Consider the following 22,861-nt stretch of genomic DNA (forward strand, 5'->3'; position numbering starts at 1 on the left):
TCCGGCATCCTGCGTTCGCCATGCGAACTCCCCTGCTGTGCACCGTCGCGACGGTGCTCTCCCTCTCCACGGCGGCCACCGCCGCGGACAAGACCGAGAAGAAAGCCATGTCCTTCCACCAGCTCTCCGCCAACCGGCTCGACGGCAAGCCCGAGAAGCTGTCGGACTTCCAGGGCAAGGTCGCCCTCGTCGTGAACACCGCGTCCGAGTGCGGCTACACGCCGCAGTACAAGGGCCTCCAGGCGCTCTACGACAGCTACAAGGACAAGGGCGTGGTCGTCCTGGGCTTCCCGTCCAACGACTTCGGCGGCCAGGAGCCGGGCACCTCCGAGCAGATCGCGAAGTTCTGCGAGCTGCGCTTCAAGGTCTCCTTCCCCATGTTCGAGAAGGTGAAGACGAAGGGCGAGGGCCAGTCCCCCGTCTACGCGTTCCTCGCCAAGGACCATGGCGAGCCCAAGTGGAACTTCCACAAGTACGTGGTGGGCAAGGACGGCCAGGTGAAGGCCGCCTTCCCCAGCAGCGTCACGCCGGACAGCCCGGAGCTGAAGGCCGCCATCGACAAGGCGCTCGCGGAGAAGTGACGGGCGTCGGACGTCCGACGTTGGCTCCGCCCCGGGGGACTGCTCGGCGGCGGAGCAGGCCGTGCGCAGCTTGGGGCCCGGCCCATGTCCCCGGTTCTCCCTCCCGCGCGCGTCGTGACCGTGGTGCTGCTCACGGCGCTGTGCGGTGGCTGCGCGTCGCTGGAGCCACAGCGCTCGGAGCTGACCACGCGCGTGGGCCGGTCCGACCTGTCCGTGGCGGTGATGCGCACGCGGGTGCGGGACCTGGCCCGGCGCTTCTCGGGACTCATCGAGGCCCTGGCGGACGACCTGGCCGCGCGCTCCGGCTCACCGCGGGTGGCCTCGGCCATGCTGCGCTTCAAGGCCAACGCGGTGCCCGCCGTGCAGAGCGCGCTCTTCCAGCCGGATCCATTGGCCGCCCTCATCGACACCTGGGCGCTGTTGGCCCAGTTGGAGGACTACCTGCCGCGCAACGCCGAGGGCGCATCGCCGGAGTTGCTGGCGCACGCCCATGACTCGCTGGTGGCGCTGGAGTCCGAAGTGGAGGCCGAGTGGCGCGTGGTGACAGGCCGCGAGGACGTGACCCAGACCCGCGACCGGGTCCACGCCTGGGCCGCGGCGCATCCGCTGACCGGGCCGCTCGTCACGCGCGTGTCCACCACGGGCCTGCTGGCCTCCCTCACGGATGTGACGGGGGGAGGCCTGCGGACCACGGCGGCCGGACTCGTCGAGGACACGCGCGACCTCACCGCGCGCGTGGACCTCTACGCGGCCAGCCTGCCCAGGCAGGCGCGCTGGCAGGCGGAGTTGGTCGCCACGGATGCCCTGCATGCACCCACGGTCCAGGCCGCGCTGGCGGAACTGGGGCGCACGGTGGACCTGCTGGACCGGGTGGGCGCGTTGGCCGCGAACTCACCCGCGCTCATCGAACGCGAGCGCCGCGCGGCGCTGGACGCGTTGCACGCCGAACGCATGGGCCTCCAGGAGTTCGTCACCGGCGAGCGCCAGGCCGTGCTCTCGGACGTGGGGCGGGAGCGGCAGGCGCTGGTGGACGCGCTGCACGCCGAGCGTGTGGCCGCGCTCCAGCAGATGGACGGACTGGCGCGCGGCTGGGTGGACCACGCGTTCGACCGGCTGGGCCCGCTGGTGGACCGCGTGTTGCTCTGGCTCACGCTCTTGGGCGCGGGCGGCCTCCTGGGAGGCCTGCTGCTCACGCGGGCCTGGCGTCGCGCGCGCTGAGCGCGCGCCTACTTCTTCTCCTTCGGCTCGGGCGGGAAGTCCTTCAGCATCTTCTCCACGCCTTTTTCAATCTTGCCACTGTTGGTCTGGGCGCTCGGGCTGTCGCCCAGGTTCGCCTGGGCCGTGCCGCGCCAGACGAGCTTCTTCTCCTTCGCGTCCACCACGTCGAGGATGAGCGTTCCCACGTCGTACTGGCGCACATACGTCTCCGAGGGCCCGTAGTACGAACCCCAGAACGGATCCCACGGGTAGCCCCAGTAGTTGTCCACCGTCTCCGCAGACAGCCGCGTGTCGATGGCACCCTGCCAGCCGATGAGGAAGTCCGGGTTCGCGCTCGCATCCACCTTCTGGTAGCCGCGGGCCTGGAGGTCGCGGTCCACCGCGCCCGTCACCTGGGACTCGGTGATGTCGTTGTTGATGCGCGAGTCCTTCGTCTGCTGGGGATGCGTCAGCCACGCATACGTGTGGAACTCGTTGATGCGCTGGACGGCGGCGGGGTCGTAGTTGGTGCCGACATCGACGCCCGCGCAGGACGCGAGCCCCAGGCCCACGAGCACGGGAAGAACACGGGACAGCAGACGCATGGCGGACTCCAGGAGGAGGGGGGCGTCCCTTGGGGGGGGACGCGGTCAACGCCATGACGTTGGGGATGCCCCCCGGGGCGGACTGGCCGTGCCCGCCCGTCCGCCTCCGACCTTGGGGAGGGACGTCCTCAGTCGCCGCGCGATTGCTTCGGTCCCTTGGCCTTCAGTCCCTTCATGCCCTCGGAGCGGGCCATGACCACGGCCAGCCGCGCGCGCTTCTCCGGGGTCAGGTCCCTGGCGAGCGCCTGGTACAGCTCCCGGTCCAGCGCGGCGATCTGCGCGCGCGCGTCGAAGACCTTCTGCGCCGCCGCGTCCACCTGACCCAGCGCCGCGCTGTCGCCCCGCGACGCCAGGTGGAGGATGCGCGCCGAGTCCCGCACCTGCTCCCGCAGCGGACGGCGCCGGTCCTCGAAGCGGCGCAGCGTCTCATCCATCTTCAGGGCCTGCGCGCTGTCCAGCTCCAGCGTGTCCGCCAGCTCCAGCACCTGCCGCAGCCGCAGCCGCTGCTCGGCCCGGGCCATGCGGTCGGAGTCGCGCGCGCCCGCATCCTTCGGCCCGGGCTGCGCCAGCGCCATCATCGGCAGCGCGAACACGAGCGCCCAGGTCATCCGCTTCATCGTCTTCACAGTGTCTCTCCCAGGTCGAAGTCCCCGTCCAGGCCGGAGTCATCCCACGACAGGTCCTCATCCAAGCCGTACCCCGAGCCGTCATCCTCCAGCGGATCCAACCCGGCCCACGCCTCGAAGGCGGCCAGCGTCTCCGCGTCCACGTCGTCGCGGGCGCTCGCGGACGGCACGGAGGCCGGCGTCGCCACCGGGGGGGGCGCCTTGAGCCGCTCCAGCGCGGACGGCCCCAGCATCAGCGCCACCACCGCCGCCACGGCCGCGAGCGAACCCAGCGCCCGGCGTCCCATCCCCCGGCGCGTCTGCTCCCGGCGCCAGGCCGCGAGGGTCCTCGCGCCCAGACCGTCCTGCGCGCGTACCTCCACGGGCGTCTGGGGCGGCAGCGCCACCAGGCCCAGGACCTCGCGAGCGGAGGCCACCTCCGCCTGACAGGCCGCGCAGGACTCCAGGTGGGCCTGGAAGCGCGCGGCCTCCTCGCCCTCCAGCGCCTCCGCGGCGTGGAGGCTCGCCTGCTCCTCGTATTCCACGCACGCACCCATCACCGCGTCTCCCCGGCCACGTCGGCCTTCAACCGTTTCACCGCGAGGTGGAACTGCACCTTCGCGTTGTTCTCCGTGATGCCCAGCGTCTCCGCGATGTCCTTGAACGGCAGACCGCCGTCCACGCGCAGCGTCAGCACCTCGCGCTGACGGCGGGGCAGGGCGAGCACCGCCTGGCGCACCCGTTGGCCCTGCTGGGTGCGCTCCAGCGACGCGTCCGCGCCCTCGCTCATGTCCGCCGCCACGTCATCCGTCACCGACTCCACCAGCACCGGCCGCCACCGCAGCCCCTGGCGCGCGTGGTTCTTCGCCAGGTTGAGCGCCACCCGCACCAGCCACGAACGGAACGGCGTGGGCGTGGTGGGCGTGAAGCGCGCGAACACCCGCCGCGATGCTTCCAGGGCCCGGAGGAACGCCTGCTGCGTCAGGTCCGCCGCGTCCTCCGCGCTCACGGTGTAGCGGCGCATCAGCGAGAAGACGAGGCCCCGGTGCCGTTCGAAGAGCTGGCCGAACGCCGTCGCGTCCCCCGCGAGGAAGGCCCCGCACAGGGCCTCATCCGAGAGAGCGCTCACGGCCCCACCGGGCCGCACCAGTCCTAGGACCCGTCCGCTCACAGGGGCTCCAACCCTCCAGGGGACGGAAGGTTATTTTCCGGTCCGTTTTTCGCTTTTGGAGATGTGGGGGAGACGTCCGGTACCGGGCAGGCGGGCGGGCCCTAGGCCTCAGGCGGAGGCGGTGTCGCCGCCCGGGGTGGGGTGGGCCTGGAGGTATTTGAGCACGTCGTCCAGGTGGCGGTAGACGCGCACCTCGTGGTGGATGACGTGTTCGACGACGCCGTCCGCGCCGATGATGAAGGTGACGCGCCGGTCGATGTTGAGGACCGGCCACAGCACGCCCCAGGCGCGGCTGATGCGCCGCTCGTCGTCTCCCAGGAGGGCGAAGTGGATGCCCTCCTGTTCAGCGAAGTCGCACTGGGTGGTGAGCGTGTCCACGGAGACGCCGACAAGCTCCGCGCCCAGCGAGCGGATCCGCTCGTGGTTGTCCCTGAAGGCGCGGTTCTCGATGGTGCACCCCACGGTGAAGGCGCGGGGGAAGAAGAAGAGCACGACGCGCCGGCCTCGCAGCTCCGACAATCGAACGGTCTGCCCGTGGCAGCCGGTCGCTGCGAAGTCCGGTGCGAGTTCTCCGACGGCAATCATTCGATGCGCGCTCCATCCCGAGACGGCGGGGCTGCCCTTCCCCTACCACGTTTTCCCCGTCATCCCATGCCGCGCCGCGCCGGGTGTCCGCTAAGGTGCCCCTCCGTGTCGCCTGCCTTGATGGAATCCATCTCCCCCGCCTTCCTCGATGCCCTGGCCCGGGGCCTGGGAGTGACCCGGGTCGCCCGGGTCACCGGCCTGGACCGCACCGGCGTGGAGGTCGCCTGCGCGGTGCGTCCGGGCGGACACGTGCTCCAGGTGTGTAATGGCAAGGGGCTGACGTTCGAGGCCGCGGCCCGGGGCGCGCTCTTCGAGACCGCGGAGCTGTGGGCGGCGGAGACGGTGCGGCCGGAGCGGCTGCGCTGGGGCTCCCAGGCGGAGTTGGAGAGGGCGGGCGACACCGTCTGGGGCGTGGAGTCGCTCGGGTCGGCGGGCGCGGTGGTGGCGCCAAGGCTCGCGGGGCCGGCGGTGCGGCTGGCGTGGTGCGAGGCCCGGACGCTGGTCGGGGACGAGCGGGTCTGGGTGCCGGCGCAGGGGGTGTACTGCCCGCCTTCCGGGACGGTGGCGCTGGGGCCGGTGTCGGTGGCGTGGACGACGAATGGCTCCGGTGCGCATCCGGAGTCGGACCCGGCGCTGCTGCACGCGCTGCTGGAGGCCACGGAGCGTGACCAGTTGTCGCGGGCCCTGCCGGAGGGCTGGTCGGAGGAGGGCGTGGTGGGGCGGATGCTGCGGCCGGAGGACCTGGAGGACGGGGCCCCGCGCACGGCGGCGCTGAGGGACGCGCTGAAGGCCCAGGGGTTTCGGGCCTACCTCTTCGATGTGACGCCCGCGCCCCGGACGAAGGGGAGGGTGGGGCTGCCCGTGGCGGCGGCGGTGCTGGTGGACGCGGACGAAGGGCCGGTGCCGCTCACGGCCGGCTACGCGTGCGCGCTGGACCGGGATGAGGCGTTGCTGAAGGCCTTGCTGGAAGCGGCGCAATCGAGGCTTACGGACATCCACGGAGCCCGTGAGGACGTGGCGGCGGCGGACCGTGATGCGGCGCTGGGGTTCGCGCAGGCGCTGTCCGAAGTGAGACCCCGTCGCGGAGTGGACGCGATGCCGGACGCGCTGGACCGGCGCGCGAAGACCGCGGCGGCGAAGGTGCGCACGGTGTTGTCGCTGCTGGACGGCGCGGGGTTCACGCAGGTGGCAGGCGTGGCGCTGGATGCACCGGTGCCCGGGTTGCACGTGTGGAAGGTCGTGGTGCCGGGCATGCGCGTCTCGGAGCTCCTGTGAAGCGGCGGTCCGGTGTGAAGGGTTCAGGGGCCGTGGTTGCTGGCGTCGCGGATGCGGCGGGCGGGCCTGTTCGTGATGGAAGCCGCGTGAAGCGCCGGCCGGACGACCTGGTGGTGTTCCTGGGGCCTTCGTTGCCCGCGGCAGAGGCGCGGCGGATCGGGCCGTGCACGGTGTTGCCTCCCGCGCGGCAGGGAGACGTCTGGCGGGCGCTGTCGCTCAAGCCCCGCGCGCTGGTGCTGGTGGACGGCGTCTTCGAGGCGCAGCCGTCCGTGTGGCATCACGAGCTGCTCGCGGCGCTGGAGGCCGGTGTAGCCGTCTTCGGCGGCGGGAGCATGGGCGCGCTGCGGGCCTCGGAGCTGTCCGAACACGGCGTGGTCGGCGTGGGCCGCATCTTCGGCTGGTATCGCGACGGCGTGGCGGTGGACGACTCGGAAGTGGCGCTGCTGCACGCGGACGCCGAACACGGTTGGCGTCCGCTCACCGTTCCCCTGGTGAACGTGCGGCACGCGGCGGAGCTGGCGCGGAAGGCGCGCGTATTGGGCCGTTCGGGGGCACAGGCCCTGGTGGACGCGGCCTCGGGCATCTTCTACCAGGAGCGCACCTGGCCCCGGATCCGCGAGGCCGTGGAGCCCGCGTGGACCCGGTCCGTGCGTGACGCCTGGGACGCCTGGTTCGCGGGCGGCGTGGAGGACCTCAAGCGGCTGGACGCCATCGAGTGCGTGCGCGCGGGCTCGGAGTTCGTGCGCCGTGCGCCTCCGATGCAACCTGGAGCGCGGCGCAATCCTTCGTCGCTGGTGCGGCGCCGGCGCCTGATGGAGGACGTGACGCGCGTGGGCTCGCGCGCCGTGGACTCCGGGCGCGTGATGGAACTGCTGCGCGGCGCGCCCGACGCGGAGTCCTGGGCGGAGGCGGGCCTGCGGCGGGCGTTGCTCGCGGGCTGGGCGCGTTCGCTGGGGCTCGACGCGACCGAGGAGGAGATCGCCGCGGAGGAGGCCGCGTGGTGGAACGAGCGGAACGTTCGTGCCTCGCGCCGTGAGGCCTTCCTCGCCGCGAACGGGCTCGACGCGCTGGAGCTTCGCCGCTTGTGCGAAGCCCGCGCGCTGGAGCGCCTGGCCTTGAAGCACGCGTCGCGCCTGCTGCCGGATGGTCCCTCCTGGGACGAAGCCCTGGCTTCCGAGGCGCGACTGGGAGGCCAGTGGGAGCAGGCTGCCCGAGCGCTGGCGGAGGCGGACGACGCGTCCGACGAAGGCGAATAGCCGGCCCCCGCGCAATCCCAGACAGGGGGCCGTCACATCCGGACGGGCTGAAACCTGTTTCACGAACCTCAGGCTGCCTGGCGGGTTGGACGCCTGTTCAGGGTCGACCCCCCTGCTGCGTCACGAAAAAACGTGACAGCCCCGCAGGGCCAGATAGGGTCAACCCCGGAGGTTGTCCGCATTGAACACCGCTCCCTGGGTGGTTCCGCCAAGTGGGTCCGCGCCGTCATCGGCCGGGCACGCTCGCGGATTGCGGGGAATCCGACCTCCGCGGTGGGGTGTGGCAGGGAAGTCGCCCTCGCCGGTCCTGAAAACCCGCATGGCCGTCCCCACCTCCCAGGTTGTGTCACGGCTTGAGCCAGGGTCATGACCACGCCGCTCCACCCGGACCAGCTTGAAGTCGGCCACAGTGTCGGCCCCTGGCGGATCGTCGGGACGCTCGGCGCGGGAGGCTTCGGCCGGGTGTTCAAGGTGGAGCGGGGTGGGAACGTCTACGCGCTGAAGCTCGCGTTGCGTCCGGCGAACCAGCACGCCAGCGATGAAGAGGACGTCAACGGACGGCTCGCGCGGGAGGTGGCGGCGCTGCTCGCGTGCGCGCCGCATCCCAACCTGCCGCGCGTGCACGCCGTGGATCGCTGGCCGGAGCCACCGGACGGCTACCTCTTCCACGTCACGGACTTCGTGGACGGCGAGACGTTCCACGAGTGGCGCTGGCGGGTGAAGCCCTCCGCCGCGCACCTGCTGACCGTCTACACGGAGGTCGTGCGGGTGGTGGCGGATCTCCACCGGCGGGGTGTGCACCACCGCGACCTCAAGGCGGACAACCTGCTGATCCGCCGCCTGGATGAGCGCCCCATCCTCATCGACCTGGGCACTGCGCGCATCCCGGGGGCCTCCACGCTGACCGTGGGTGTCGCGCCCGCGTCGCCGCACCTGCTGCCGCCCGAGTGCGTGACCTTCCTGCGCGAAGGCTCCTGGAAGTCCGGAGCGAACTTCGATGCGGGCATCCCGGGCGACCTGTATGCGCTGGGCGCGCTGCTCTACGAGTCCCTGACGGACGGCTACGCCTTCGACCCACGCCTGCCCTACGAACGGTTGCTGCCCGCCATCGAAACGGTGGTGCCGAGAGCGCCGAAGGACATCAACCCCAAGGTCCCCTCCAGCCTCTCGGACATCGCGATGCGGCTGCTCTCCAAGCGCCCCGAGGATCGCTACTCGGGGACGGAGACGCTGCTGCAGGCGCTCTGGGATGCGGCCAAGGACAAGCGCCACTCGGACTGGAAGGTCTCGCTGGACGTCCCAGCGGCCCCAGATGAAGCCGGGTTGGACCGGGGTGTCGTATCGCTGTCCAAGTTCCCCGGGAGCGCTCCGGTGCTGACAGCGCAAGCCCGGGAGTCAGCGCCCGCGGAGCCGTCCTCACCCGCGAAGGCCGTCGAGCCGAAGCGGCGCCGTCGCAACGGGGCGGTGCTCGGTCTGGGAGTACTCCTGCTGGGCTTCTTGATCTTCGGGCTGGCGCGACTGACGCCGGACCGGCCTCCACCTGTCGTAGCGCCTGTGTCTGAGAAAGGAAGTTCGTCCGTGACACCAGCCCCGAGTCTTCCCGATGCCGCCGTGCTCGCGGTGGCGTCTTCGCCGGATGCGGGTGTTTCCGCTGCGGCGGAGCCGACTCCGCCCGCGCCCACCGAGATTGCGACCCCGTCCGTGAAACTCCCGCGAGCGGACGGCGGTGTCATGCGGAAGGTCGCTGGAGCGGCCGTAGCGGCCTGCGTGGGCGTGTCATGCGCGGGCGGTGGTGCCAACACCCGCCAGGATCAGAGCGAACCGTGCCCGGCGGGAGCCAAGGAGGCCATGGTGGAGTTGAAGTCCGGCTTCAAAATCTGGCACGGCCTCTGGCTGAAGGAGGCGGAGAGGTTCGAGAGGGAGGTCCGTGAAGGGCCCATCCAGGGCATCGTCCATAATGCGGCGGCGAGGCGCGGTGCCTTGCCGATAGGGACGATCGTGAAGGGCCGCGCGATTTTCGATCCGCTGATCACCCGACTGCTGTTCACGGAGGCCACCCTACCTGACGGGAGGGTCTTCCCCATTTGCATGGAGTACATTGACGAGGAGAACGGTCAATTTGGCCACCCGGTGAACGACCAGGGCTACACCCCGGACACCGCCACGACCCGGTGGGTCCCGAACCAGTTGTACGGTGTGGTGGGGGTCAAGCGTCTCAACGTGTACTACGAGCCCAGGTAGTCGGCACTTCGCCGCATCGGTGCCTACTCGTGGAGGTGAGTCATCCGCGAACAGCGGGTACGCGAAACGCCCCGTGATAGAAGGGAACTCCTGCTGCCCCGGTTCGAGGAGCCCTCCCCACCGTGCCCTCCTGTCTGTTCGTCGCGCTTCCGGTTCTTCTCTGGTCGACTCATGTATTGGCGGCTCCTCCCGTCGGGAACGATGCGGTTGAGGGGACGCTCCGGATGGAAGTGGGAGCGGACGGCCAGGGGACGCGCCCCATCCACATCGGGCCTGGGGTCAGCACGACGCTCCTCTTCGATACCGACATCCAGCAGGACCAACTGAGCCTGGAGTCACGAGCACGGTTCGCACGGGTGAGCACGGGCAGTTCCGTTCTCGTGCTCGTTCCGTCCAATGACTTGCAGGGCGGGGACCGCTTGAAGCTGTCCATTCCCTTCAAGGCTACGGACTCGGCGCTTCCCTCGATGTTGTCTTTGACCTTGGTGGTGGATTCAGGTGCCGTGGATCGGCAGGTGGAGGTCTACCGGCGGGCGCGTTCCGCGGAGTCGTACCACCAGGAAGTGCAGCAACTTCGCGCGGAAATCGAGCGCTTGCGGCAGGAACACGTTTCCTCGGGAGAGGGCGCGCGTGAGCCGATGGGCCTTCGGGGGCTCCTGATCGCCTCGACGTCGCTTCCTGGCATTGGGGTCGACGGTAAGTGGATGCGCATCAACTGCAGGCGCCCGTGCTCATTCCAGGTTGAGAGAGGTGCGGTGTTCACGTCGGGCCCGCGGAGGGCCGTGCAGTTGTTGCTGAGGACGGCCGACAAGAAGCCATGGACCATTGGGAAAGCCGTGCTGGTGGACCGGAAGGGAAAGGAGTGGCAATCCTTTCCGCCTTTTCAGTCCGGCCCCATCACGGACGAGTCTCAGGCGACCTTGGTCCTGGAGTTCGATGTCAACAACGCGGAGCTAGATGGCTATCAACTGAGCGTCACGGATGTGGATGGCGTCCGGACGGCGCGGTGGAGTGGCATCAACTTCCCCTGAGCCTGAAGCCCCGCTCAGTCCAGGAACCGGCGCTCCCATCGACGTTGTGCTTCGGTGTCTCGCCAGCGGCGGGAGTCGCCCTGGAAGTACAGCCAGGGCTCCAGGACGCGGGCCAGCTCACGGTAGGCCGGTAGCACGGGGCTCTGCGTCACGTCTCCCGCGTCAGGTTCACTTCCCAGGGTGATGACCGCACGCCCACCGGGCAGCGACTGCACCGTCGTGCCAGGGCTCCTGAGCCGTCCACGAAGAGCCTCCACGCCCCCCAGCTCCGTGAGCACCGGGGGACCCAGGAAGTTCATCCAATGGACGCCGGGAACGCATTGGCCCAGGTAATGAGATGCGGACTCATCCGGGACATCCATTCCGGGATGGAGCAGGCGTTCGCGATGAACCAGGTCGCCGACACCCAGGAGGTCGAGCTGGCCATTGAATGCGAGTCCCGCATGCCCGGAGGCAAACGGCAGGTCCGCTGAGAGTTTCAGCGCCAGCTCGTGGACGACAGGCGACCCTTGCGCCTCCAGGAACTCCGTGGGGAGCCAGAAGCTGACGGTGCTCAACCTCCGTGCCGCGTCACGGGAATCAGGCTGCTCCCTCCACTGGCCGTTATAGAAGAATTTGTAGTCGCCCACGCCGTTGACGTGGTCCGCCAGTCGAACATAGGCGAAGTGGGGGGCATGGAATTCATGCTCGAGGAACTCGCGCCCGGTGCTGTCGAGCTCGTGGAAATCCCCTTCGTAGTCGCAATACCAACTCAGGGATGCCGGGGCGATGGCCTGCTGAAACACATGGAGGGCGTGTTCAATGCGCTGGGTAATGTCCTGGTGCGAATGCCTCAAGTAGAAGGCAATGTTGACGCCATCCCGGAGCAACATGCCTCCGTGCCCTGCGCGAATCCTGATGCGGGGATGAGAGCGAGTCACTGGGATGCTCCAAGGATGGGGACGACAAGCCAGGGACGAATGCCCAAGGCCTGCTCATACATCTGACCTTGTGTCCTCCCCTCGTAAGGATGGTTGCGGGGATAGCGCCGCCAACTCGCGGAGTTACTGATGGGGCAAGGAAACTTGAAGTCGAACGCATCTTCGGGGGCAAGCGGATCTCCCAGATGGATGACGACGTCCGGAATGAGCGTGCCCAGAAGCTGGCCCGCCTGTCCGGACCGAAGCCACGCTTCTGCTTCCGCGCGGGTGATCAGTCGGAGCGCTCCCGTCCTCATGTCGTAGCCGTACCGCTGTTCCAGGCTGAAGCCACCGGGCCGCTCAACGGACAGGTGCTCCTGAACGCAGCGGAGGGCCACCTCGTGCTTCTCCCGGCCCAACTGCATGGCCCGGGTGATGGGTTTGCCCGCCGCATCCGTCCCGACCTGCTCCTCGCACTGCTGCGCCGTGGGCGTCTTGCCGTCGAGCAACCGCAGGTTCACCTCCTGGTCCGCCAGGGTCGCGCACTTCTTCAAGATGTCATGCAGGCGGCTTTGGGTCGCCGCATCCATGACCTTCAGCGCCCCTGCCACGGATGCACCGGCTTGTGCCGTGGTTCGAACGCTCGCGGGCATGACCGCGCAGTAGGCGGGGTTGTGCCGGCACGCGTTCGTGCCCGAATCCAGCGTCTGCTGGTACTCCCGCCGCGCCGGGACGCCGCCCGCGGAGTGGCACCCGCAGAGCAGCAGCCAGCCCAGCACGGCCTCGATGTGACGAACCCGCATGGCCGCCGAGCGTGCCAGAATCCCGCCGCCCCCGTCCCCATGCCGGGTAGGGTGCGGCTCCACACGATGACCTCCGACCTCACGCCCGAATCCCTGCGCTGCGTCCGCGCCGACGCGCGCGAGCCCGAGGGCTACCGGGCCGCCCTCGGCGACACCCGCGCCTCGCTGCTCCACACGGACCCGCCCTATTGCCTGCTCACCCGGCGCCGCAAGGGCGGGGACCTGCGCGACCCCCGCGCGAACAAGAAGATCGACCGCAACCCCATCGTGCGCTTCGAGTCCGTGCGCGACTACCGCGTCTTCTCCGAGGCCTGGCTCACCCGCGCCACCGCGCACCTCACCCCCGACGCGCCCCTCATCATCTGGACCAACCTGCTGGGCAAGGAGCCCATCCTCACCGCCGCCCACGGCCTGGGCTACACCCACCTGCGCGGCGAATACGTCTGGGGCAAGCGCACCACCGACAAGAACGCCAACGAGCAGCTGCTGCGCGTCTACGAGGTCGCCCTCGTCATCGCCCGCACGCCCGCGCCGCAGCTCGCCCCCGGAGACGCCCCCACCGTGTGGGCCGTCGTCGGCGGCTACGACGATGACGCCGAGGCCACGCAGTGGGGCGGCCACCCGCACCACAAGCCCTTCTCCGTGCTGGAGCCCCTGGTCCGCACCTGGAGCCGCCCCGGCGAGACGGTGCTGGACCCCTTCGCCGGCAGCGGCTCCATGCCCTCCGCCGCCCTGCGCCTGGGCCGCCGCCCCGCCTGCATGGAGGTCGAACCCGAGTGGGCCGAGCGCGTCACCCACCGCCTGCGCGAGACCGCCCGTCAGCTGGCCAGCGCCCGGTAGAAGCGCGTTTCGCTCCACCGGGGCACGTCCGTGGGACGGTGGCCCCACCAGTTCATCACCAGCGTGCGCCGCTCGCGTGAAGGCCCCTGCAGCTTGCCGTCCGGGACCTGGTTGTTCGCGTCCAGCACCCCGTGCGTCAGCGTCCCGTCGAACACCACCAGCCGGTTGGGGCGCGGCGCCACCAGCGTCAGGTCCTCCAACCGCTCCGGCGCGAGCGACGGGTTGTCGTCACACGGCAGCTCCCGCGTCACCGCCAGCGCGCCGCCCCGCACCCGGTTGAGGAACAACACCGACGAGCGCACCGGGTGCACCAGCTTGCCCGTGGCCAACGCCAGCCGCTCGTCCCGGTCCTGGTGGAAGTCCACCCGCACGTCCGTGGCCCGCATCCGCGACAGCCACCACTCCACACCAGAAATCTTCCAGCCCTTCGTCACCCGGGGCCGCAGCGTGTGGATGACCTCCTCCACCACGTTCTCCGGAGGCCCGAAGGCGTACCAGAACGTCGTCTGGTACGTGTGACGCAGGCGCTCCCCCTTCAGGTCCCCCACGCGGCGGGACAGCCGCTGGAAGAGGGGCGGGGGCAGGGCGGGCTCGGTGAGCTGGACGAGGGGTTCCACGATGGGGCGGAAGCTTTCTCCTGAACGCGAGGTGGGCGCCACCCCCTTTCACCGGTAGGCTTCGCCCCCTCATGAAGCCCCATCAGAAGATGCTCCTCGGGATTTCTGTCGGCGCGGCGGCCGGGCTCGTCTGCAACGCCGTGTTCGGGAGCGCGGACTGGCTCACCTGGAGCGTCGAGCACGTCACCAACCCCCTGGGGCAGATCTTCATCCGCCTGCTCCTGATGCTCGTCGTGCCGCTCCTGTTCTCCGCGCTCGTGGTGGGCGTGGCGGAGCTGGACCTGAAGCAGGTGGGCCGCCTGGGCGCCCGCACGCTGGGCTACACCGTCGTCTTCTCCGTCATCTCCGTGGTCATCGGCCTGCTCCTCGTCAACACGCTCAGGCCCGGCGACGGCCTGAGCGACGAGGCCCGCGCCCTGGCCCGCACGGGCACGACCATCAAGGCCGCGCCGCCCCCCGGGGACACCTCCGCGGGCGCGCTCTTCATGTCCATGGTGCCCACCAACCCGCTGAAGGCCGCGGCGGACGGGGACATGATTGGCCTCATCGTCTTCTCGCTCATCTTCGGCCTGGGCCTGGCGCTCACGCCGGGGGAGCCCGCGCAGCGGCTCAAGGACGTCGTCCAGGGCCTCTACGACGTGATGATGAAGCTCATCGACGGGGTGCTCAAACTGGCCCCCGTGGGCGTGGGCGCGCTGCTGTTCTCCATGACGGCGCGCCTGGGCTTCCACATCCTGGGACAGCTGGCGTCGTACGTGGGCGTGGTGCTGCTGGCGTTGGGCATCCACATGTTCGTCATGTACTCGCTGTCCGTGCGCTTCCTGGGCGGCCTCAACCCGGTGGAGTTCTTCCGCTCCTGCCGGCTGGCCATCGTCACCGCGTTCTCCACGTCCTCCTCCAGCGCCACGCTGCCCACCGCCCTCAAGGTGGCGGAAGAAAACCTCAAGCTGCCGCGCAACGTGTCGCGCTTCGTGCTCACCGCCGGCTCCGCGATGAACCAGAACGGCACCGCGCTCTTCGAGGGCGTCACCGTCCTCTTCCTCGCGCAGGTGTATGGCGTCCCGCTGGGGCTCACGCAGCAGGCGACCATCATGTTCATCTGCGTGCTGGCGGGCATTGGCACCGCGGGCGTGCCGGCGGGCTCCATCCCCGTCATCGCGATGATCCTCGGCATGTTCCACATCCCCGTGGAGGGCCTGGGCCTCATCCTCGGCGTGGACCGCTTCCTGGACATGTGCCGCACCGTGCTCAACGTCACCGGAGACCTGGCCGCCGCGGTGTACGTGTCGCGCGGCGAGCCCCCCGACCGGCCGGTCGGCGAGGAGGCGGCGGAGTCGTCCTCCGCCGCCTGACGTGGCGTCACCCCGTTTCCAACTTTGACCGAAGTCCCATCCGCCGTCCCACGAAGCCAAGGAGCTTGAGCCGCATGAAAGTCTCGAACGGTCGCGTCGTCGCGCTCGACTACCGCCTCCACCTGGGTGATGGGCAGATCATCGACCAGAGCGCCCCGAACCAGCCGCTCGCCTATCTGCACGGGCACAAGCAGATCGTCCCCGGCCTGGAGAGCGCGCTGGACGGCCTGGGCGTGGGGGACAGCAAGCAGGTGGTGATCACTCCGGAGCAGGGCTACGGCATCCACAAGCCGGAGGGCGTTCGCAACGTCCCCCGCACCATGCTGCCCACCACGTACCTGCCGCAGGTGGGCGGCACGCTGATGGCCCAGACGGAGGACGGCGACGTTCCCCTGCGCATCATCGCCGTGAACCCGGACCACGTCGTGGTGGACCTGAACCACCCGCTCGCGGGCAAGACGCTCCACTTCGACGTCACCGTGCGCGAAGTGCGTGACGCGACGCAGGAAGAGCTGGCGCACGGCCACGTCCACGGGCCGGGCGGCGCGCACGGGTAGTGCCTTTTCCATCCGTGGGGCACGGAGCGTTTCGTGACCCCGGGGGGCGTGCACTATCTTGCGCCCCCCATGGTTCCTCCCGTCCCGAACCCCAGCCAGCTCCGCGTCCCCGCGCCCGACCCCGGCGCCGTCCCCGACCGGCCCGGTGCCTCCGCGGCCATGGATCCGGAGCTGTACTGGCGGGAGCACGTCTACCAGGGCGGCGCGCGGCAGCTCACCGTGCGCGCCGTCATCGCGGGCATGCTCATTGGCGCGGTGATGTGCCTGTCCAACCTCTACGTCATCCTCAAGACGGGCTGGAGCCTGGGCGTCACCATCACCGCGTGCATCCTGGCCTTCGCGGTGTTCGGCACGCTGCGCTCGCTGAAGCTCTTGCGCAACGAGTTCACCGACCTGGAGAACAACGCCATGGGCTCCGTGGCGTCCGCCGCGGGCTACATGACGGGCGGCGGCAACATGGCCGCGGTGCCCGCGCTCCTGATGCTCACCGGCACGCTGCCGTCCTCCGGCTGGCTGATGGTGTGGTTCGCCGTCATCTCCGCGCTGGGCGTCTTCGCCGCCATCCCCATCAAGCGCCAGCTCATCAACATCGAAGCGCTCCCGTTCCCCACGGGCACGGCCACGGCGGAGACCATCCGCGCGCTGCACGGCCACGGCGATGTGGCCCGCCGCAAGTCGCGCCTGCTGGGCCTGGCGGGACTGGTGGGCGCGTTGCTGGTGCTGGTGCGCGACGCGCGCTTCACCTGGCTGAAGAACCTGCCGGAGAAGGTGAGCCTGCCGTTCAGCATCCTGGGCCGTGAAGCGGGCAAGTGGTCCCTGTCCTTCGACTTCAGCCTGCTGCTCATCGGCGCGGGCGCGCTGGTGAACTTCCGCACCGGCTGGTCCATGTTGCTGGGCGCCATCCTCAACTACGGCTTCCTCGCGCCGGCCATGGTCTCCCAGGGCGTCATCCCGGAGGTGACGTACAAGGCCATCAACAGCTGGTCCCTGTGGACGGGCTCCGCGGTGCTGGTGTCGTCCGGCCTGCTGTCCTTTGCCTTCCAGTGGAAGAGCGTGGTGCGCTCGTTCTCCGCGCTGGGCGGGCTGGTGGGGATGAAGCCCAAGGAGGGCGCTCGCGAGGATCCGCTGGCGGACATCGAGTGCCCCCCGGCGTGGTTCCCCCTGGGCTTCGCGCTCCTGGGGCCGGTGGCCGTCTTCCTCATGGCCTACCTGTTCCAGATTCCCTGGTGGGCGGGCGTCCTCGCGCTCCCGCTGGCGGTGGTCATGGGCGTCATCGCGTCGCGCGTGACGGGGGAGACGGACACCACGCCCACCAAGGCGCTGGGCCCCGTCACCCAGCTCATCTTCGGAGGCCTGGCGCCGGGCAACATCCCCGCCAACGTGATGAGCGCCAACGCCACGGGCGGCGTGGGGCTGCACTCGGCGGACCTGCTCACGGACCTCAAGTCCGGGTGGCTGTTGGGCGCGTCTCCGCGTCAGCAGTTCTTCGCGCAGCTGTTCGGCGTGGTCGCGGGCGCCCTGGTGGTGGTGCCCATCTTCAAGCTGCTGGTGCCCACCGCGGACGTGCTGGGCACGGAGCAGTTCCCCGCGCCCGCGTCCATGGTCTGGGCCGGCGTGTCGAAGATGCTCGCCTCGGGCGTGTCCGCGCTGCACCCCACCGCGCGCATGGGCGCCCTGTGCGGCGCGCTCCTGGGCATCACGCTGGTGCTGCTGGAGCGCTGGGCCCATCCGAAGGTGAAGGCCTTCATCCCCACCGCGTCCGGCCTGGGGCTGGCCATCGTCATCCCCGGCTCCAGCTCCATCAGCCTCTTCGTGGGCGCGGCGCTGGCGGCGTTCATCCGGCGAGTGAAGCCGAAGCTCGCGGAGGACGCGGTGCTGCCCGTCAGCTCCGGCTTCATCGCGGGCGAAAGCCTGCTGGGCATCGCCATCGCGATGGTGAAGGCCTTCGGCTTCATGCCCAAGTAGGGGACGGCTCAGTCCACCTTGCTGGTGGCCCAGGACACGCCCGCGACGAAGCGGAAGGTGGGCGTGTCGAACCCCGCGCCCACGCCCGGGCCGCCCATCACGTACAGGTCCAGGGTGGACAGGGCGTGGCGGCGGATGGCGATGAGCAGCTCCGCCCCCACCCGGCCCCCGTTCAGCGGGATGCCGGTAATCACGCTCACCTCGCCGCGCGTCGTCTCGCCGTGCAGCGACGTCACCGTGGCGCCCAATCGCAGCTCATTGCCCACGATGTCTTTCGGGTCGTAGGACACCGGGCCCAGGTCCTGGCGCTTGCGCAGGAAGACGCCGGCCTCGCCGCCCACCTGGAAGCCCTCGCCCACGTAGCCCAATTGCAGACGCGGCTGCCACGCGTAGTCCTCGTGCGCCTGCGCCTCGCGGCTGCCCACCGGCAGCCCCGCGGTGAGCCCCACCGACAGGTTGATGGGGGCGCCCTTCGACTGGCGCAGCAGCGCCGCCCGGGCCGTCAGCCAGGGCGTGGCGATGCCCCCGGTGTTCGGCCCGTAGTACTCCAGCGTGGGCTTCCCCCCCTGCGTCAGGACGAAGGGCAGCTCACCGCCCACCTCCAGCCAGGACAGGATGCCGAGGCCCACCGTCAAATGGGCGGTCATCTTGTTCTCGACCAGGCCCGTGCCCTCGCCGGGCTCCCAGCGCGTCTGGAAGTGCATGGGCAGCTGCTCGTAGTGGTAGTTCAACGCCACGCGCAGTTGCCCCGACTCCAGCGTCCGGCCCGTCCCCACCACCAGCGACCCCAGCGCCGCCGGGTCCAGGCGCAGGCGTTGCAGGTCGAACATGGGCAGCGGACTCTTGGGGCCGCTTTCCAGGGCGTGGGCGGAGAAGGGGACGGACAGCAGGGCAGCGGCGAGGACCGAGGCCGGACGAAACACGTGACGACTCCCGAGGCGGAGGGACGCGGACTCTAGCCAGAGTCCCTCGCCGCGAAAATCATGCACGGGTGCCACCGATTGATGGTTGCCCCGCGCAAATATCGCCGCGTCAGGCAGTTCCCGCCGCCAGGTCCTGCAATTCCTGCCATCGCGTATAGAGCCGGTCCACTTCGGCGGTGGTGGCCTCCAGGGCCTGGTTGACTTCCGCGACCTTGGAGCCCTGGCTGTAGACGGTGGGGTCGGCCAGCTTCGCCTCCAGCTCCGCCTTGCGCTTCTCCGCGGCCTCGATGGTGGCCTCCATGCCGTCCAGCTCGCGCTGGTCCTTGTAGGAGAGCTTCCCGGGCTTCTTCTGCGCGGGCTTCTGGGCGGGCTCCTCGCGGGGCTCGTCCTTCTTCTGCTCGTCCTTCTTCTGCGCGGCGGCGGCCTTGAGCGCGGCGGCCTGCGACTGCTCGCGCAGCCGCTTGTACATGTCGTAGTTGCCCTCGTAGCGGGTGACCTTGCCCTCTCCGTCGAAGGAGAGGATGGCGGTGGCCACCTTGTCGAGGAAGTACCGGTCGTGCGTCACCAGCAGGGTGCTGCCCGCGAAGTCCAGGAGCAGCCGCTCCAGGATGTTGAGGGTGACGATGTCCAGGTCGTTGGTGGGCTCGTCCAGCACCAGCACGTTGGCGCCTTCCAAGAAGAGCCGCGCCAGCAGCAGCCGGTTGCGCTCGCCGCCGGACAGCGCGCCCACCTTCATGCGCTGCATGGGCACCGGGAAGAGCAGGTCCTCCAGGTAGTCGCGCAGGGCCACCTTCCGGTCCGCCAGCTCCACGTGGTCCTCGCCGTTGGAGGCCGCGTCGTACACCGTCTGCTCCGGGTCCAGCTGGGCGCGCTGCTGATCGTAGTAGGCGACCTTCGTGTTCTTCCCGATGACGAGCTTGCCGCTGTCCGCCGGGATTTCGCCCAGCAGCACGCGCAGGAAGGTCGTCTTGCCCACGCCGTTGGGGCCCAGGAAGCCCACGCGCTCGCCGCGCTGGAGCCGGAAGTCCACGCCGTCCAGCACCTTGCGGTCACCGAAGGACTTCTTCAGCCCTTCGGCCTCGATGACGGTGTGGCCCAGCCGGGGCGCGGCCACCACCTTCAAGTCCGCCACCTTGGGGCGCTGGAAGCCCTTCTCCGCCAGCAGCTTCTGCGCCCGCTCGATGCGGGCCTTGCTCTTGGTGCGCCGCGCCTCCGGGCCCTTGCGCAGCCAGGCCACCTCCTGGGCAATCCAGCGGCCGCGCTTGTGCTCCGCCGTCTCCGCGTTCTCCTGGGCCACGAGCTTCTGCTCCACGTAGGCCGCGTAGTTGCCGGGGTAGGAGACGAGGCCGCCGCCGGGCTGGATCTCCACGATGCGGTCCACCAGGTCGTCCAGGAAGTAGCGGTCGTGCGTGACGAGCAGGAGCGCCCCGGGCAGCTTGTCCAGCTCGTCCTCCAGCCAGTCCACGGTGTCCGCGTCCAGGTGGTTGGTGGGCTCGTCCAAAAGCAGCAGGTCCGGGCGCGTGAGCAGCGCCCGGGCAATGGCCACGCGCTTGCGCAGGCCTCCGGACAGCTGCGCCACCGGACGGTCCCAGTCCTTCACGCCCAGGCGGTCCAGCAGCGTCTTCGCGTGGTGCTCCGTGTCCCAGCCGCCCGCCTGCTCAATGCGGTCGCTCAGCGCGGACAGCTGCTCCAGCATCTTCGGGGTCGCGTGCGCGGGGTCCGCCTCCAGCTTCCGGGACAGCTCCGCGTGAGCGTCCAGCGCCTCCTTCAGCGGCGCCTGGGACACGGCGAGCTCGCTTTGCACGGTGGCGCCTTCGGGGAACTCCGGCTCCTGGGGCAGGTAGGTGACGCGCGCGCCCCGGCGCAGCTGCAGCTCGCCCAGGTCCGGTTTCGCCGCGCCGGCCAATATCTTCATCAGGGACGACTTGCCGGAGCCGTTGACGCCCACGAGGCCCACGCGCTCGCCCTCCTCGATGGTGAAGGTGAGGCCCTCGAAGACGGTGCGGCTGCCGAAGGCGAGCTGGACGTTGGCGGCGCGAAGCAGCGTCACGGAAAGGAACCTTTCGAAAAGGGGGAGGGGAAAAGCGAAAGGGCGCCCCCCACTTGAAGCGGGGAGCGCCCTTCCTACAGCCAGTGCGGCGTGGGCACCCGGACTACTTGCGGGCAGCCTGCTCCGCGGCCTGCTTCTCCTTGTACTGCGTCATCAGGGCCTCCGCCTCGTTGCGGGGGACCGGCATGTACTTGGAGAACTCCATCGTGAACTCGCCCTTGCCCTGGGTGGCGGAGCGCAGGTCGGTGGAGTAGCCGAACATCGTGTTCAGCGGCACTTCCGCCACGGCCGTGACGTAGCCTTCCGCGGTGCCCGTCTCCAGGATGGTGCCGCGGCGCTGGTTCAGCTGGCCCACGACGGAACCCTGGAAGTCTTCCGGAGCCGTGACTTCGACCTTCATGATCGGCTCGAGGATGACCGGCTTGGCGGCGGCGTAGCCCTCGCGGAAGCCCATGATGGCGGCCGTCTTGAACGCCATTTCGGACGAGTCGACCGCGTGGAAGGCGCCGTCGTTGATGACCACGCGCAGGCCCACCACGGGGAAGCCGATGAGGCTGCCCTTCTTCACGGCCTCCTGGAAGCCCTTGTCGCACGCGGGGATGAACTCGCGCGGGATGGAGCCACCGACGATGTCGTCCACGAACTCGTACTGCTGCACGGCGTCCGAGGGCAGGGGCTCCACGTAGCCGCACACGCGCGCGAACTGACCCGAACCACCGGTCTGCTTCTTGTGCGTGTACGCGAACTCGCCCTTCTGGGAGATGGTCTCGCGGTACGCCACCTGGGGCTTACCGGCGACCACCTCGCAGTTGTACTCGCGCTTCATGCGCTCGATGTAGATCTCCAGGTGGAGCTCGCCCATGCCGCTGATGATGGTCTGCGCGGACTCTTCGTCACGGCGCACGCGGAAGGTGGGGTCTTCCTTGTGGAAGCGGTTGAGCGCCTTGGAGAAGTTCGCCAGCGTGTCGCGGTTCTTCGGCGTCACCGCCAGGGAGATGACCGCGTCCGGCACGAACATGGACGTCATCGTGTACTGCACGGTGCCGTCGGTGAACGTGTCGCCGGAGGCGCACTCGATGCCGAACAGCGCGACGATGTCGCCGGCCGTGGCCTCGTTCACGTCGTGCATTTCCGACGCGTGCATGCGGACGATGCGCGGAACCTTGACCTTCTTCTGGTTCACCTGGTTGATGATGAAGTCACCCTTGCTCACCTTGCCCTGGTAGATGCGCATGTAGGTGAGCTGGCCGTAGCGGCCGTCTTCCAGCTTGAACGCCAGACCGACGAAGGGCTTGGCCGGGTCCGACTCCAGGATGACCTTGGCCTCGTTGTTCTTCTGGTCGAGCGCCTCGTTGGTCGCTTCCTTGGGGTTGGGCAGGTAGCTGCACACCGCGTTGAGCAGCAGCTGCACGCCCTTGTTCTTGTACGCGGAGCCGCACATCACCGGCGTCATCTTCAGCGCGATGGTGGCGCGGCGCACGGCGGCGCGCAGCTGCTCCTCGGTGATGGAGCCCGGGTCCATGAGGAAGACCTCGCCCAGCTCGTCGTCGACGTTGGCGATGCCCTCGATCATCTCGTCACGGCGCAGCTTGGCCTCGTCCAGCATGTCCGCGGGGATGGCCTCCTCGCGAATGTGCTCGCCGTTCTCGCCGTCGAAGTAGAACGCCTTCATCGAGAGCAGGTCGATGAGGCCCTGGAAGCGGTCCTCCGCGCCGATGGGGTACTGGAGCTTCACCGCGTGGTGGCCCAGCTTCTCCTTCAGCTGCGCGGCGACGCGATCGTAGTTCGCGCCCGAGCGGTCCATCTTGTTGATGAACGCGATGCGCGGAACCTTGTAGCGCTTCATCTGGCGGTCCACCGTGATGGACTGCGACTGCACGCCCGACACGGAGCAGAGCACCAGGATGGCACCGTCGAGGACGCGGAGCGCGCGCTCCACCTCGATGGTGAAGTCCACGTGTCCCGGGGTGTCGATCAGGTTGATGTTGAAGTCGCCCCACATCGCGTACGTGGCGGCGGACTGGATGGTGATGCCCTTCTCACGCTCCAAGTCCATCGAGTCCATGACCGCGCCCACGCCGTCCTTGCCGCGGACCTCGTGGATCTCGTGGATCTTGCCCGTGTAGAACAGGATGCGCTCGGACAGCGTCGTCTTGCCCGAGTCGATGTGGGCGGAGATACCGATGTTACGAATCTTCTCGATGGGTACGTTGGAGGCCACGATCCGGTCCTTCTTCGATTGAAAAAATTGCCTGAGGGAACAGAGCAGGCGGGGCCCTTACTTCCCACAGGACCCAGTTACCAGACA

At 69.4% G+C, this 22,861-nt stretch carries 21 protein-coding genes; 10 read left to right on the forward strand and 11 right to left on the reverse strand.

Annotated features, from left to right (window positions below; all coding sequences use genetic code 11):
• Positions 1–20: 20 nt before the first annotated feature.
• Both JYJ93_RS14865 and JYJ93_RS14870 read left to right on the forward strand, forming a co-directional pair.
• Positions 21–581, forward strand: coding sequence for a glutathione peroxidase (locus JYJ93_RS14865; protein WP_206791564.1), 561 nt, complete (start codon positions 21–23; stop codon positions 579–581).
• An 84-nt stretch (positions 582–665) separates the two neighbouring features.
• Complete coding sequence (locus tag JYJ93_RS14870; RefSeq protein ID WP_206791572.1) at positions 666–1,799, forward strand: chemotaxis protein; 1,134 nt, start codon at positions 666–668, stop codon at positions 1,797–1,799.
• Positions 1,800–1,807: 8 nt separating this feature from the next.
• Here JYJ93_RS14870 and JYJ93_RS14875 read toward each other — a convergent pair whose 3' ends face one another.
• From JYJ93_RS14875 to JYJ93_RS14895, 5 genes are all read right to left on the reverse strand, one after another.
• On the reverse strand, positions 1,808–2,383 hold the full coding sequence (locus JYJ93_RS14875) for a DUF4136 domain-containing protein (protein WP_206791575.1): 576 nt from the start codon (positions 2,381–2,383) through the stop codon (positions 1,808–1,810).
• 128 nt (positions 2,384–2,511) lie between these two features.
• Positions 2,512–3,000 (reverse strand): hypothetical protein, encoded by a 489-nt coding sequence (locus JYJ93_RS14880; protein ID WP_206800314.1) that lies wholly within the window; start codon positions 2,998–3,000, stop codon positions 2,512–2,514.
• Positions 3,001–3,005: 5 nt separating this feature from the next.
• Complete coding sequence (locus JYJ93_RS14885) at positions 3,006–3,545, reverse strand: zf-HC2 domain-containing protein (RefSeq protein WP_206791577.1); 540 nt, start codon at positions 3,543–3,545, stop codon at positions 3,006–3,008.
• Complete coding sequence (locus tag JYJ93_RS14890; protein ID WP_206791579.1) at positions 3,545–4,117, reverse strand: sigma-70 family RNA polymerase sigma factor; 573 nt, start codon at positions 4,115–4,117, stop codon at positions 3,545–3,547. Before JYJ93_RS14890 ends, JYJ93_RS14885 begins: the two co-directional genes overlap by 1 nt.
• A 150-nt stretch (positions 4,118–4,267) precedes the next feature.
• Positions 4,268–4,744 carry a peroxiredoxin gene (locus tag JYJ93_RS14895; protein ID WP_206791581.1) on the reverse strand — a complete coding sequence of 159 codons (477 nt, stop codon included), beginning with the start codon at positions 4,742–4,744 and terminating at the stop codon, positions 4,268–4,270.
• Between the two features lie 120 nt (positions 4,745–4,864).
• On the opposite strand from JYJ93_RS14895, the gene JYJ93_RS14900 reads away from it, so the two are divergent.
• The 4 genes from JYJ93_RS14900 (at position 4,865) to JYJ93_RS14915 (ending at position 10,547) form a co-directional block, all read left to right on the forward strand.
• Positions 4,865–6,019 carry a YcaO-like family protein gene (locus tag JYJ93_RS14900; protein WP_206800315.1) on the forward strand — a complete coding sequence of 385 codons (1,155 nt, stop codon included), beginning with the start codon at positions 4,865–4,867 and terminating at the stop codon, positions 6,017–6,019.
• 86 nt (positions 6,020–6,105) lie between these two features.
• A complete protein-coding gene (locus JYJ93_RS14905) occupies positions 6,106–7,275 on the forward strand; it encodes a TfuA-like protein (RefSeq protein ID WP_206791582.1) in 1,170 nt (389 codons plus the stop codon).
• A gap of 366 nt (positions 7,276–7,641) precedes the next feature.
• Complete coding sequence (locus JYJ93_RS14910; RefSeq protein WP_206791591.1) at positions 7,642–9,516, forward strand: serine/threonine-protein kinase; 1,875 nt, start codon at positions 7,642–7,644, stop codon at positions 9,514–9,516.
• 122 nt (positions 9,517–9,638) lie between these two features.
• Positions 9,639–10,547 carry a DUF2381 family protein gene (locus JYJ93_RS14915; RefSeq protein ID WP_206791593.1) on the forward strand — a complete coding sequence of 303 codons (909 nt, stop codon included), beginning with the start codon at positions 9,639–9,641 and terminating at the stop codon, positions 10,545–10,547.
• Positions 10,548–10,561: 14 nt separating this feature from the next.
• On the opposite strand, the gene JYJ93_RS14920 is transcribed toward JYJ93_RS14915, so the two are convergent.
• Together JYJ93_RS14920 and JYJ93_RS14925 are read right to left on the reverse strand one after the other, a co-directional pair.
• A complete protein-coding gene (locus JYJ93_RS14920) occupies positions 10,562–11,416 on the reverse strand; it encodes a DUF3396 domain-containing protein (RefSeq protein WP_206791595.1) in 855 nt (284 codons plus the stop codon).
• A gap of 47 nt (positions 11,417–11,463) precedes the next feature.
• Positions 11,464–12,249, reverse strand: a complete 786-nt coding sequence (locus JYJ93_RS14925) for a hypothetical protein (protein ID WP_206791597.1) — start codon at positions 12,247–12,249, stop codon at positions 11,464–11,466.
• 66 nt (positions 12,250–12,315) lie between these two features.
• On the opposite strand from JYJ93_RS14925, the gene JYJ93_RS14930 reads away from it, so the two are divergent.
• A complete protein-coding gene (locus JYJ93_RS14930; RefSeq protein WP_206791599.1) occupies positions 12,316–13,089 on the forward strand; it encodes a DNA methyltransferase in 774 nt (257 codons plus the stop codon).
• Here the strand turns inward: JYJ93_RS14930 and JYJ93_RS14935 are convergent.
• The gene (locus JYJ93_RS14935; protein ID WP_206791601.1) at positions 13,068–13,706 is read right to left on the reverse strand and encodes a hypothetical protein; all 639 of its coding nucleotides are present in this window, start codon (positions 13,704–13,706) and stop codon (positions 13,068–13,070) included. The two genes, JYJ93_RS14930 and JYJ93_RS14935, sit on opposite strands and share 22 nt — an antisense overlap.
• Positions 13,707–13,777: 71 nt before the next feature.
• Here JYJ93_RS14935 and JYJ93_RS14940 point away from each other — a divergent pair, with 71 nt between their 5' ends.
• The 3 genes from JYJ93_RS14940 to JYJ93_RS14950 all read left to right on the forward strand — a co-directional run bounded on the left by JYJ93_RS14940 (position 13,778) and on the right by JYJ93_RS14950 (position 17,580).
• Positions 13,778–15,058 (forward strand): dicarboxylate/amino acid:cation symporter, encoded by a 1,281-nt coding sequence (locus JYJ93_RS14940; protein WP_206791604.1) that lies wholly within the window; start codon positions 13,778–13,780, stop codon positions 15,056–15,058.
• A gap of 74 nt (positions 15,059–15,132) precedes the next feature.
• Entirely contained in the window at positions 15,133–15,615 is a 483-nt protein-coding gene (locus tag JYJ93_RS14945) for a peptidylprolyl isomerase (protein WP_206791606.1), read from the forward strand.
• Between the two features lie 69 nt (positions 15,616–15,684).
• Entirely contained in the window at positions 15,685–17,580 is a 1,896-nt protein-coding gene (locus JYJ93_RS14950) for an OPT family oligopeptide transporter (RefSeq protein WP_206791607.1), read from the forward strand.
• A gap of 8 nt (positions 17,581–17,588) precedes the next feature.
• Here the strand turns inward: JYJ93_RS14950 and JYJ93_RS14955 are convergent, their stop codons facing one another.
• The 3 genes from JYJ93_RS14955 to fusA all read right to left on the reverse strand — a co-directional run bounded on the left by JYJ93_RS14955 (position 17,589) and on the right by fusA (position 22,774).
• On the reverse strand, positions 17,589–18,410 hold the full coding sequence (locus JYJ93_RS14955; protein ID WP_242543814.1) for a flagellar motor protein MotB: 822 nt from the start codon (positions 18,408–18,410) through the stop codon (positions 17,589–17,591).
• A 202-nt stretch (positions 18,411–18,612) separates the two neighbouring features.
• On the reverse strand, positions 18,613–20,553 hold the full coding sequence (locus tag JYJ93_RS14960) for an ABC-F family ATP-binding cassette domain-containing protein (protein WP_206791611.1): 1,941 nt from the start codon (positions 20,551–20,553) through the stop codon (positions 18,613–18,615).
• Positions 20,554–20,656: 103 nt separating this feature from the next.
• Positions 20,657–22,774 carry an elongation factor G gene (gene fusA / locus JYJ93_RS14965; RefSeq protein ID WP_206791613.1) on the reverse strand — a complete coding sequence of 706 codons (2,118 nt, stop codon included), beginning with the start codon at positions 22,772–22,774 and terminating at the stop codon, positions 20,657–20,659.
• Between the last annotated feature and the right edge of the window lie 87 nt (positions 22,775–22,861).

It is taken from the genome of Corallococcus sp. NCSPR001 (assembly GCF_017309135.1).
In the GTDB taxonomy this organism is placed as follows: domain Bacteria; phylum Myxococcota; class Myxococcia; order Myxococcales; family Myxococcaceae; genus Corallococcus.

Coding starts and splice junctions, on each gene's coding strand:
- JYJ93_RS14865 (WP_206791564.1), top strand. CDS start 21: ATGCGAACTCCCCTGCTGTGCACCGTCGCGACGGTGCTCTCCCTCTCC.
- JYJ93_RS14870 (WP_206791572.1), top strand. CDS start 666: ATGTCCCCGGTTCTCCCTCCCGCGCGCGTCGTGACCGTGGTGCTGCTC.
- JYJ93_RS14875 (WP_206791575.1), bottom strand. CDS start 2,383: ATGCGTCTGCTGTCCCGTGTTCTTCCCGTGCTCGTGGGCCTGGGGCTC.
- JYJ93_RS14880 (WP_206800314.1), bottom strand. CDS start 3,000: ATGAAGCGGATGACCTGGGCGCTCGTGTTCGCGCTGCCGATGATGGCG.
- JYJ93_RS14885 (WP_206791577.1), bottom strand. CDS start 3,545: ATGGGTGCGTGCGTGGAATACGAGGAGCAGGCGAGCCTCCACGCCGCG.
- JYJ93_RS14895 (WP_206791581.1), bottom strand. CDS start 4,744: ATGATTGCCGTCGGAGAACTCGCACCGGACTTCGCAGCGACCGGCTGC.
- JYJ93_RS14900 (WP_206800315.1), top strand. CDS start 4,865: ATGGAATCCATCTCCCCCGCCTTCCTCGATGCCCTGGCCCGGGGCCTG.
- JYJ93_RS14910 (WP_206791591.1), top strand. CDS start 7,642: ATGACCACGCCGCTCCACCCGGACCAGCTTGAAGTCGGCCACAGTGTC.
- JYJ93_RS14925 (WP_206791597.1), bottom strand. CDS start 12,249: ATGCGGGTTCGTCACATCGAGGCCGTGCTGGGCTGGCTGCTGCTCTGC.
- JYJ93_RS14930 (WP_206791599.1), top strand. CDS start 12,316: ATGACCTCCGACCTCACGCCCGAATCCCTGCGCTGCGTCCGCGCCGAC.
- JYJ93_RS14940 (WP_206791604.1), top strand. CDS start 13,778: ATGAAGCCCCATCAGAAGATGCTCCTCGGGATTTCTGTCGGCGCGGCG.
- JYJ93_RS14945 (WP_206791606.1), top strand. CDS start 15,133: ATGAAAGTCTCGAACGGTCGCGTCGTCGCGCTCGACTACCGCCTCCAC.
- JYJ93_RS14950 (WP_206791607.1), top strand. CDS start 15,685: ATGGTTCCTCCCGTCCCGAACCCCAGCCAGCTCCGCGTCCCCGCGCCC.
- JYJ93_RS14955 (WP_242543814.1), bottom strand. CDS start 18,410: ATGTTCGACCTGCAACGCCTGCGCCTGGACCCGGCGGCGCTGGGGTCG.